Annotated in this window: 7 protein-coding genes; 4 read left to right on the top strand and 3 right to left on the bottom strand. The window is 69.6% G+C overall.

Annotated elements, in window-relative coordinates:
- Together GKQ77_RS20110 and GKQ77_RS20105 are read right to left on the bottom strand one after the other, a co-directional pair.
- A partial coding sequence (locus GKQ77_RS20110; RefSeq protein WP_219690309.1) for an ABC transporter ATP-binding protein occupies positions 1-1010 on the bottom strand: 1010 nt, incomplete at its 3' end.
- A gap of 63 nt (positions 1011-1073) precedes the next feature.
- A complete protein-coding gene (locus GKQ77_RS20105; protein WP_219690308.1) occupies positions 1074-2315 on the bottom strand; it encodes an NYN domain-containing protein in 1242 nt (413 codons plus the stop codon).
- A 335-nt stretch (positions 2316-2650) separates the two neighbouring features.
- Between GKQ77_RS20105 and GKQ77_RS20100 the strand changes: the two genes are divergently transcribed.
- Positions 2651-2830 carry a hypothetical protein gene (locus tag GKQ77_RS20100; protein ID WP_125512277.1) on the top strand — a complete coding sequence of 60 codons (180 nt, stop codon included), beginning with the start codon at positions 2651-2653 and terminating at the stop codon, positions 2828-2830.
- Positions 2831-2902: 72 nt separating this feature from the next.
- On the opposite strand, the gene dnaE is transcribed toward GKQ77_RS20100, so the two are convergent.
- The gene (gene dnaE / locus GKQ77_RS20095; protein WP_219690307.1) at positions 2903-6445 is read right to left on the bottom strand and encodes a DNA polymerase III subunit alpha; all 3543 of its coding nucleotides are present in this window, start codon (positions 6443-6445) and stop codon (positions 2903-2905) included.
- A 212-nt stretch (positions 6446-6657) separates the two neighbouring features.
- On the opposite strand from dnaE, the gene GKQ77_RS20090 reads away from it, so the two are divergent.
- Genes GKQ77_RS20090 through GKQ77_RS20080 form a run of 3 tightly spaced genes read left to right on the top strand, consistent with a single transcriptional unit; the run spans position 6658 to position 9582 of the window.
- A complete protein-coding gene (locus GKQ77_RS20090; protein WP_219690306.1) occupies positions 6658-7986 on the top strand; it encodes a DUF2252 domain-containing protein in 1329 nt (442 codons plus the stop codon).
- 57 nt (positions 7987-8043) lie between these two features.
- Positions 8044-8730 carry a hypothetical protein gene (locus tag GKQ77_RS20085; protein WP_219690310.1) on the top strand — a complete coding sequence of 229 codons (687 nt, stop codon included), beginning with the start codon at positions 8044-8046 and terminating at the stop codon, positions 8728-8730.
- Between the two features lie 42 nt (positions 8731-8772).
- Complete coding sequence (locus GKQ77_RS20080; protein WP_219690305.1) at positions 8773-9582, top strand: DsbA family protein; 810 nt, start codon at positions 8773-8775, stop codon at positions 9580-9582.
- The last annotated feature ends 178 nt before the right edge of the window (positions 9583-9760 follow it).

The raw sequence follows: 9760 nt of genomic DNA, 5'->3' as shown, positions 1-9760 counted from the left end.
CTCCCACCCAGGGCGAGATAGACGTCCTCAAGGCTCGGCGTGGCCACCGTGAAGTCGTCGAGCGCGGCGAACGCGCTCCCGCCGGTCACCGCCGCGACAGCGGCCCGAGCCTCCTCGGGCGCGAGCCGCAAGGACCACCGCCGCCCGGACTCCACCGCGCAGGAGCGGAGCGCGGCCACCTCGGGGACGTCCATCGGCGCCCGCTCGCGCCACACCAACTCCACCCGCACCTCGTCCGCGACCCGCTCCTTGAGCCCGGCGGGGCTGTCGCAGGCGATGACCTTGCCCCGGTCGAGCACGGCGACCCGGTCGAGGACGGTCTCCGCCTCGATGACGTTGTGCGTGACGAGCAGCACGGTCGTCCCGCGCTCGGCCCGCCGCCAGTCGATCGCCGCCCATACGGCACGGCGGGCGACGGGGTCCATCCCGGTGGTCGGCTCGTCCAGGACGAGCAGCGGCCGCTCCCCCACCAGCGCGGTGGCGAAGCAGGCGAGGCGGCGCTGCCCGCCGGAGAGCTTCTTCAGCGGCCGCGAGGCCAGCGCGGTGAGCCCCAGTTCCTCAAGGACCGCGTCCCGCTCGGCCCGCGCCCCGCGCACGTCGAGCCCCCGCAGCCGCCCGGTCGTCTCGACGGCCAGCGACACGGTCAGCTCGTCGAGCGCGGTGGACTCCTGCCCGAGGTAGGCGAGGATCCGCGCCGCCCGCTCGGGGTGGCGCACGATGTCGTGGCCGAGGATGTCGACCGTGCCGCTGTCGGGCCGCATCAGCCCGGTCAGCTGGCGTACGAGGGTGGACTTGCCGGCGCCGTTGGGGCCGAGCAGCCCGAAGATCTCCCCGCGCCGGACCGTCAGACAGATGCCGTCGGTGGCGCGGACCTCGGGCGTCGCGGGCCTGCCGCGCCTGCCACGGGCGGCGGGGTAGGTCTTGACCAGGTCGCGCACCGCGCAGACGGCGTCGGTGCCGTGTTCCTGACGGAGTCCCTGTCGGACTGCCGGTGCGGGGCGCGTACTCACGAAGGACGAGACTACGGGGTCCGTGGGCGCCGATGACGCCCGGGGCGCCCCGTACGCCCCGTATCAGTCACCTGCGCGGTCCCCCGCGGGGGCGTGTTCGGCGGCGGTCCGGGCGTCGACCTCCCGCCAGAAGCCGGCCCGGATCGCGTACCGGTCGTGCTCGTCGATCTGGTCGTCCTTGTGGGCGAGCAGGCCGAACCGTGCGGCGTAGCGCAGCAGCTCGCCGTCGACGCGGTGCGGGATGCGCGGGTACATCGCCGAGAGTTTCTGGAGGTTGTGCTGTTCGGGCAGGCGCGTCATCCACCGTCGGGCGAACACCTGTCCCACCTCAAAAGGGTCGCCGCCGACCGTGGTGATGTCCTCCTCCCGGTCCGCCCAGCGCTGCTCGGCCGTCGTCAGCTGGGCGAGAGTGGGCAGGGCGGCGGCCTCGGGGCCCTCCGGCGCGCCGCCCGGCCGCTCGACCCAGCCCTTGTCGGAGGACCAGCGCAGCGTCGCGCTCGTGGGGTGCTGCGCGGCCTGGGTGCCGGGGCCGCGCAGGGCGGCCAGGTCCTTGGGGGTGGGCACGGCCTTGCCCGGGGGGACGCGCTGCTCGCCGGGCTCCCGGCCGTTGGGGGCCGCGTCGGCGTGCCGGGCGGGGGCGGCCTCTTCCTCCGCGCGCTGCGCGGCGGCGGCGAGCGCGGACTCCGGCAGCGGCGCGGAGAGGATGGCGGCGATCTCGGGGCGCGGCGCGGGCGGTGGCGCGCAGACGCCGGTGAGTTCCTTGGGGCGTACGGCCTTGGTGATCCACGCCCGGTCGAGGACGCGCCGCTCGTCGGCCTCGGCGACCAGGTCCTCCGACTGGTTGTAGTCGCCGTCGGCGGCCTGCACGGCCCACAGGTGGACGGCGACGCCGTGCTCCTTGGCGGCCATCATGCCGGGCAGCAGATCCCCGTCGCCGGTGACGAGCACGATGTCGGAGCAGGCGCGGTTGCGGGCCAGCTCGGTCAGCTCGGCGTGCATGGCGGCGTCCACGCCCTTCTGCGCCCACCGCCCGTCGCTGCGGGTCAGGGCGCCGAGCCGGACCGTCACGCGCGGCATGACCCGCAGCCGCCGGTGCTCGGGCTGCGGTACGCGGTCCGGGGCCCCGTCGAACCAGTAGATGCGCAGGAGCGGGCGCTGGGTCTCGGATTCCGCGCGCTCGCGCAGGCCCTGGATGAGGGCGGCGTGGTCGACGGTGATCCGGGACCTGGAGGGTTCCCCCGCGAGGAGACTCGCGGCGGCACCCAGCAGATACCCGGCGTCCACCAGGACGATGCAGCGGTCCACGCGATCCACCCTCTTTCCCTGGAGGTTCTCCGGCGTTCCGGGAAGTTCCTGAAAAGTGTCCGGAGGTTCCTGGACGTTCCCTAGAAGGCCCACGAACACACCCTGTGACGAGAAGGAATCAGGGGTGCGGTGCGGGACCGCGTCGGGTTTCCTTCGAGTCTGCCCGACCCGGCGGAGGTTAACGGGCGGAACTCGATCTTCGGCGTGGCGCATCGGGGCATTACTGGGGGACAGCCCTTATTACGCACGGTAATTATCCGAAATGCGCGGTCTGCCCGCGTATGTGAGTCTGGTCGCGTCATGGCCCCCAGATCCCCCTCAGGAGGAAGATCACCATGGCCAAGAACAAGAATCGCAAGCAGGGCAGCCAGGAGAACCGCGCCTCGGCGGCCGAGCAGGCGTCGGAGCAGGCCAAGTCGGCCGCCGCCGAGGCCCAGTCGCCGATGGAGTCGCAGGCTCAGGGCAGCCCCGCTGATGTTGCGCGTAAGCACCAGCGTCGCTTCGGCCACAACTGACGCACACGGAGGCACACATGAGGGGCGCACCCGGATCGGGTGCGCCCCTCATGCTCTTGCCAGGGGCCGGGCTCAGCCCGCCAGGCAGGACGGGCCGAGCAGCACCTTCAGATCACCGAAGAGCGCCGGGTCCGGCTTGACGCGGTGCCGGTCGAGCCGCAGCACCGTGGTCTTCTGGGCCCCCTGCAGCTTGATCCGCACCTCGCTGTTGCCGCGGTGGTGGCTCAGCACCTCGCCGAGCCGGTGAACCATCGGCGGGCTCACCTTGACGGTCGGGATGGTGATGATCACGGGCGCGTTGGTGCCCGCGTTCGACAGGTCGGGGACCTGGAGCTCCATCGCGACGAGCCGCGGCACGTCCTCGCGCTTGTCCAGGCGCCCCTTGACGAAGACCACGGCGTCCTCGACGAGTTGGGTCGACACCAGCTGGTAGGTGGCGGGGAAGAACATGCACTCGATGGAACCGGCGAGGTCCTCGACCGTGGCGATGGCCCAGGCGTTGCCCTGCTTGGTCATCTTGCGCTGGAGGCCGGAGATGATGCCGCCGATGGTGACGACCGAGCCGTCGGAGAAGTCACCGCCGGTGAGCTGTCCGATGCCCGCGTCGGCCTTGTCGGAGAGCACGTGCTCCAGGCCGAAGAGCGGGTGGTCGGAGACGTAGAGCCCGAGCATCTCCCGCTCCTGGGCGAGCAGATACGTCTTCTCCCACTCGTCCTCGGAGAACTCCACGTCGAGCCCGAAGCCCGGCTCGTCGCCGCCGGACTCCTCGCCCATCCCGCCGAAGAGGTCGAACTGCCCCTCGGCCTCCTTGCGCTTGACCGCGACGACATTGTCGATCATCGGTTCGTACTGCGCGGTGAGGCCCTTGCGGGTGTGCCCCATCGTGTCGAAGGCGCCCGCCTTGATGAGCGATTCCGTGGTGCGCTTGTTGCACGCGGCGGCCTCGACCTTGTCGAGGTAGTCGGGGAAGGAGGTGAACTTCCCCTTCGCCTTGCGCGAGCGGATGATCGACTCCACCACGTTCGTACCGACGTTGCGGACGGCCTCCAGGCCGAAGAGGATCACGTCGTCGCCCTGCGCGGCGAAGTTGTGCACGGACTCGTTCACGTTCGGCGGGAGGACCTTGATGCCCATGCGCCGACACTCGTTCAGATAGACGGCCGACTTGTCCTTGTCGTCCTTCACCGAGGTCAGCAGCGCGGCCATGTACTCGGCCGGGTAGTTCGCCTTCAGGTACGCGGTCCAGTAGGTGACCAGGCCGTACGCGGAGGAGTGCGCCTTGTTGAACGCGTATCCGGCGAAGGGGACCAGGACGTCCCACAGGGCCTGGATCGCCTCGTCCGAGTAGCCGTTCTTCCGGGCGCCCGCCTGGAAGAGGACGAAGTTCTTCTCCAGCTCCTCGGGCTTCTTCTTGCCCATCACGCGGCGCAGGATGTCGGCTTCGCCGAGGCTGTAGCCCGCGACGATCTGGGCGGCCTTCTGCACCTGCTCCTGGTACACGATGAGGCCGTAGGTGAGGCCGAGCGTCTCCTTCAGGGGCTCTTCGAGCTCCGGGTGGATCGGCGTGATCTCCTGGCGGCCGTTCTTGCGCTCGGCGTAGTTCGTGTGCGAGTTCATGCCCATCGGGCCCGGCCGGTACAGGGCCGAGACGGCGGAAATGTCCTCGAAGTTGTCGGGCTGCATCTGGCGCAGCAGGGAGCGCATCGGGCCGCCGTCGAACTGGAAGACGCCGAGGGTGTCACCGCGGCAGAGCAGTTCGAAGGTCTTCGGGTCGTCGAGCGGGAGGGAGAGCATCTCCAGCTCGATGCCCTTGTTCGCCTTCACCATCTTGACGGCGTCGTCCATGATGGTGAGGTTGCGCAGGCCCAGGAAGTCCATCTTGAGCAGGCCGAGCGACTCGCACTGGGGGTAGTCCCACTGCGTGATCGTCACGCCGTCGGTGTGCCGCACCCAGATCGGCGCGTGGTCGACGATCGGCTCGCTGGACATGATCACGCCGGCCGCGTGCACGCCCATCTGCCGGACCAGGCCCTCCACACCCTTGGCGGTGTCGATGACCTTCTTCACGTCCGGCTCGTTCTCGTACATCCCCCGGATCTCGCCCGCCTCGCTGTAGCGCGGGTGCTTGGGGTCGGTGATGCCGGAGAGGTCGATGCCCTTGCCGAGGACGTCGGCGGGCATCGCCTTGGTGAGGCGGTCGCCCATCGCGTACGGATATCCGAGCACGCGCGCGGAGTCCTTGATGGCGTTCTTCGCCTTGATCTTTCCGTACGTGCCGATCATGGCGACCTTGTCGGCGCCGTACTTCTCCGTCACGTACCTGATCACCTCGACGCGCCTGCGCTCGTCGAAGTCGATGTCGACATCGGGCATGGAGACGCGCTCGGGGTTGAGGAACCGCTCGAAGATCAGGCCGTGCGTGATCGGGTCGAGGTCGGTGATGCCCATGGCGTACGCGACGATCGAACCGGCCGCGGAGCCTCGGCCGGGGCCGACCGCGATGCCGTTGTTCTTGGCCCACATGATGAAGTCGGCGACCACGAGGAAGTACCCCGGGAACCCCATCTGGATGATGATGTCCATCTCGTACTCGGCCTGCTTCTGGCGGTCCTCGGGGACACCGGCCGGGTAGCGCCGCGCCATGCCGCGGCGGACTTCCTCCTGGAACCAGGTGACCTCGGTGAAGCCCTCGGGGATGTCGAACTTCGGCATCAGGTCGCGCTTCTCGAACATCCCCGTGGTGTCGATCTGCTCCGCGACCAGCAGCGTGTTGCGGCAGCCCTCCTGCCACGCGTCCGAGGAGTCGATCGCGTACATCTCGTCGGTGGACTTCAGGTAGTAACCGGTGCCGTCGAAGCGGAAGCGGTCCGGGTCCGAGAGGTTCTTGCCGGTCTGGATGCAGAGCAGGGCGTCGTGGGCGGTCGACTCGTGCGCGTACGTGTAGTGCGAGTCGTTCGTCACCAGGGGCGGGATGCCGAGCTTCTTGCCGATCTCCAGGAGCCCGTCGCGGACCCGGCGCTCGATCTCGATGCCGTGGTCCATCAGCTCCAGGAAATACCGGTCCTTGCCGAAGATCTCCTGGTACTCCGCCGCCGACTTCAGCGCCTCGTCGAACTGGCCGAGGCGCAGCCGGGTCTGCAGCTCACCCGAGGGACAGCCGGTCGAGGCGATCAGCCCCTCCGACCACTGGGAGATCGTCTCCTTGTCCATACGGGGCCACTTCTGGAGCCAGCCTTCCGCATAGGCGTCCGAGGAGAGGCGGAAGAGGTTGTGCAGACCGGTCTTGTTCGCCGCCCAGATCGTTTTGTGCGTATAACCACCCGAACCCGACACGTCGTCGCGCTTCTGGTGCGGCTGGCCCCACTGGATCTTGCGCTTGTTGCGCCGCGACTCCGGCGCCACATACGCCTCGATCCCGATGATCGGCGTCACCCCCGCCTTCTGCGCCGAGTGGAAGAAGTCGTACGCCCCGTGCAGGTTGCCGTGGTCGGACATGGCGATGTGCGTCATGCCCATCTCATTGCACGCGTTGAACATGTCCTTGAGCCGCGCGGCACCGTCAAGCAGCGAGTACTGGGTGTGCACGTGCAGGTGCGTGAAGGGCGGCTTGGTCACGGTGGGAGGCCTCCGGAGAACGGTTGGTGACGGGCTGCGGACAGTCTTGGGGGACAGCGACGAAGTCTAATCCGGAGCACTGACAGCGGGCGGGCACTCGGGAGTACGGTCGTGCGTTGGAAGAGGCGGAGCGCCTGTCCTTACGGACGAGATCTCCGCCCCGAACCCGCACCACTTGTCACGCACGACCCCGCACCAGGAGGCACCCAGCGATGTCGGTCCCGCAGCCCACGGCCGATGAGCGCGGCGAGCAGATCCTCGCCGTCTTCGGCACCGCTTTCGGCGAGCTGCTTGCCGCGGACCCCGCCGCGTTCCGGGTGAAGTTCCGGAAGATGGCCTCCTCCGCCTTCGCGTTCTACCGCGGCACGGCCTGCCTGTTCTACGCCGACCTGGAGCGCGAGCAGCACGGCGGACCGTATCTGGACGACCGCACGGGCCGCGTCTGGATCCACGGCGACCTGCACGCCGAGAACTTCGGCACGTACATGGACGCCCAGGGCCGCCTGATCTTCAACGTGAACGACTTCGACGAGGCGTACGTAGGCCCCTTCACCTGGGACCTGAAGCGCTTCGCCGCCTCCGTGGCCCTGATCGGCTACTCGAAGGCGCTCAGCGACGAGCAGATCTCCGACCTGGTGCGCACCTACGCGGCGGCGTACCGCGAGCGGATCCACGACCTGGCGACGGGCGCCAAGAGCGACGAGGTGCCGCCCTTCACCCTGGACACCGCCCAGGGCGCCCTCCTGGACGCGCTGCGAGACGCGCGCTCCCTGACCCGCTTCGGGCTGCTCGACTCGATGACGGAGATCCGCGACTTCGAGCGCCGCTTCGCGCCGGGCGGCGGCTCCATCGAGCTGGACGCCGCCACCCGCTACAAGGTCCTCGCGGCCTTCGACGGCTATCTGGAGACGCTGCCGGAGTCCTCGCTCACCCGCCCCGACTCCTACCGCGTCAAGGACGTCGTGGGGCGGCGCGGCATCGGCATCGGCTCCGCGGGCCTGCCCTCGTACAACATCCTGCTCGAGGGCAACAGCGACGCCCTGGAGAACGACGTCGTGATCTACCTCAAGCAGGCGCAGACCCCGGCGGTCTCCCGGCACATCACGGACCCGGCCGTGCGGGACTACTTCCAGCACGAGGGCCACCGCACGGTCATCTCCCAGCGCGCCCTCCAGGCGCACGCCGACCCGTGGCTCGGCTGGACCGAGCTGGACGGCGCGGGCCAGCTCGTCGCCGAGGTGTCGCCGTACGCGGTGGACCTGGACTGGTCGGACATCGACGACCTGGAGGAGATCTCCGCGGTCGTCGCCGACCTCGGCCGCGCCACCGCCACGATGCACGCGGCGGCGGACGACGAGAGCGGCCACTCGGACCTGGTGCCGTTCTCCACGGAGCGCGCCATCGACGCCGCGATCGCGGCCGACGAGGCGGGCTTCGGGGACCTGCTCGTCGACTTCGCGCACACCTACGGGGCACGCGCGCGTGAGGACCACCAGATCTTCGTGGACCTGTTCCGCAACGGCCGGATCCCTGGCCTGTGAACCTCATAGGCACCCTTTAGGGGTCCCCTACGGAAACACATGGCACACTCCTCCGCGATGGACATATCCGGGACCCAGCTCAGAGCCGTGCGCGCGGCGCTCTTCACGGCGCTCGTCGTGACGCTCTCCGCCGCGTCGCACGTGCTGCTCTCCCGGGTCCCCCTGCCGCTGACGACGGTGGCCGCGATCGCGCTCGCCGTCTTCGCCATCGCGTACGCGCTCGCGGGCCGCGAGCGGGGCTTCGGACGGATCGCCGCCCTGGTGATCCCGCTGGAGCTGGCCGCCGACACGGTGTTCACCGCGGGCCAGCACGTCTGCTACGGAGAGGCGGGCGGCCCGGTGGCCGGCCCGCTGCGCTCCGTCGGCTTCGACGTGCTGTGCGGCGGCACGCCCGTCGGGACGCCGCTGGCCCGGATGACCGCCGACGGCCATGGCGGTGCCGCGGCCCTGCTCGCGGACGCCGACCCGGGCGCCGCCTGGCTGCTGCTCGGGGCACACGTCGGCGTGGGTCTCCTCGCCGCGGGCTGGCTGCGGCGCGGCGAGCGGGCGCTGGCCCAGCTGCTGCGCGCGGTCGCCGGGGCCACGTTCCGGCCCCTGTTGATCGCGGTCGCCTCGGTGACCGCCACGCGCACACCCGTACGCCGCCTGCCGCGCCCCGAGCGCCGGGCGCGCGTCACGCGTACGCGCCTGCTTGTGCACTTCGTGGGGCGGCGTGGACCGCCGTGCTCGGCCGTCCTCGTCTGAGCACGACCCCCCACTGAGTTCACCCACACGGAGAAAAAGATCATGAGCAAGCGCAACAGCCAGGCCGCCAAGTCCGCCGCCCGCGAGCGGATCCGCGCCCAGCAGGAGGCCGAGCGCAAGCGCGAGAAGCGCAGGCGCACGGCGATCGTCGGCGTCTCGATCGTCGGCGTCCTCGCGATCGCCGGCGGCGTCGGCTACGCGGTGATGGAGGCCAACAAGCCCGACGCGCCCAGCAAGTGGGAGAAGGCCGCCGACGCGAAGGTGGTCGCCCCGGCCAACACCTCGGGCAAGGACGGCAGCACGGTCACGCTGGGCAAGTCCTCCCTCAAGAACACCGTCCACCTGTACGAGGACCCTCGCTGCCCCGGTTGCGCGGTCATGGAGCAGTCCATCGGCGAGGCGGTCAACAAGGGCATGAAGGACGACGATTACAAGCTGTCCTTCACCATCGGCACGTTCCTCGACAACAACCTCGGCGGCGAGGGCTCGAAGAACGCGCTGAGCGCGCTCGGCGCCGCCCTGAACGTCAGCCCGGACGCCTTCCTGGAGTTCAAGACCGCCCTGTACTCCTCGAAGTTCCACCCCTCCGAGTCCACCGACACGTTCGCGAAGGACGACGAACTGCTCAAGGTGGCCGACACGGTCGACGCGCTCAAGGACAACAAGAAGTTCGAAAGTGCCGTCAAGAAGGGCACCTACGACGCCTGGGCCATGAGGATGAGCGACTCCTTCCAGTCGGCGGAGGGCGTGGAGTCGACCCCGACGATCAAGATCAACGACAAGGTGATCGAGACGCCGAAGACCCCTGAGGCCTGGAAGGCGGCACTGAAGACGGCGGGCGTCACGAAGTAGCGCACCCTCCCTCCTATCGAAGAGCGGGCCGACTTTCCCGGTTGGCCCGCTCTTCGTCGGTACTGGTCAGTAGGGTGATCACTCGTGACCAGTCGCCTTTCTTCCGCACCCATGGGTGCCTCAACTCCCAGCCGCCGTACGGTCGTCAAGGCCGCGGCCGCCACCGCCGCCCTCGGCA

The sequence above is a fragment of the Streptomyces anatolicus genome, assembly GCF_019400875.1.
Lineage (GTDB): Bacteria > Actinomycetota > Actinomycetes > Streptomycetales > Streptomycetaceae > Streptomyces > Streptomyces anatolicus.
Note: the sequence above shows the minus strand (reverse complement) of the source record. Positions and strands in the feature narration are given on the sequence as shown.